This is a genomic window from Bariatricus sp. HCP28S3_D3, from assembly GCF_052065755.1.
Taxonomy (GTDB): domain Bacteria; phylum Bacillota; class Clostridia; order Lachnospirales; family Lachnospiraceae; genus Allocoprococcus.
In genome coordinates, this window is record NZ_JBQHTK010000084.1 from 1 (window position 1) to 1,081 (window position 1,081).

A 1,081-nucleotide genomic window follows, 5' to 3' on the forward strand; every position below is an offset into this window, starting at 1 on the left:
AAGCCAATCCTTACGATTCGCCTTGTTTCTGACACATACGATTTTTGCCGGAATTGGATTTTCTTTTCCAACCATGACATCGACAGAAAGAAGATATTTGGATCTGCCGCGTCGCTTCTTGTTTTTTGCATAAATCTGTTTGATGTTCAGTTTCTGCCCTTCATACTGATATTGAATGCGGCTGCTTTTCTTGATCATTGCAATCACATCCATCCCTTTGGATTTGATAGCCGTAATCTGCGCCGGATTAGCAAACCAGCAGTCAAACAGCACATAATCGGCAGAAATACCATTTGAAACGGCTGTATCAAGAAGGTGAAGCATAACCTCCGGTGCTTTCGTCTGTGCCAGTTTTCTGCGCTTGCCGGCAATAGATCTCTTGTCAAAATCTTTCGTTGGACCAATGAGATTTGATTCTTTGGAGGATGCGATAAGACAACTGTTAACAGGCATAAATGTATTGCCATCGCTCCATCCAATCGTCAACAGACGGAATCCTTTGCGAAATTTCATTCCAACATGATCAAAGACTCTGGAACCCAGTTCAGTCTTCTTGCAACTGGTGCGATTAAAGAGAGTGTCATCGACTATGAACACATTGACACGCTTTTCATCAGTAAGATTTTTGATGTCACCGTTGATGATCTCTGATGCTAGAGAAGAAGTAAAGCGGAGCCAATTAGTTTTTGAAGAATTCAGGAAACGATAAAAAGTGTTCTTTGAGAATCCTTCTTTGAAAGATCCGGTTCTCTGCTGCATATACATGCTTCTTCCTGTAAAGACGTTACTGAGTTTATATCTGAGGAGCGAGATAGCAGGAACTCCTTTTTCCTTGGTGCCGTTGCATTGTTTTAAAACGCTGCCTACCTTGTGAGAAGAGAAAAATCTCTGAACGCAATCTAAAATAGCTACCTCATTCTCGTTGTTCTGTGATATAATGGACATGGCATAAATTCTCCTTTGTAAAGTGGTTTCTGGACAATTCCATTATATCAAAAGAGCGTTATTTATGCCCTTTTTATTGGCTGAAATATTGAATTTTCAAGGTACAGAACACCTTATCGGTGTGGGAAGTTTGAGT

At 40.5% G+C, this 1,081-nt stretch carries 1 protein-coding gene; it reads right to left on the bottom strand.

The features are described 5' to 3' along the window. Positions 1 to 945 (bottom strand): IS4 family transposase (locus tag ACTNB3_RS17780; protein ID WP_441027287.1); only part of this gene is annotated, 945 nt, incomplete at its 3' end. Between the last annotated feature and the right edge of the window lie 136 nt (positions 946 to 1,081).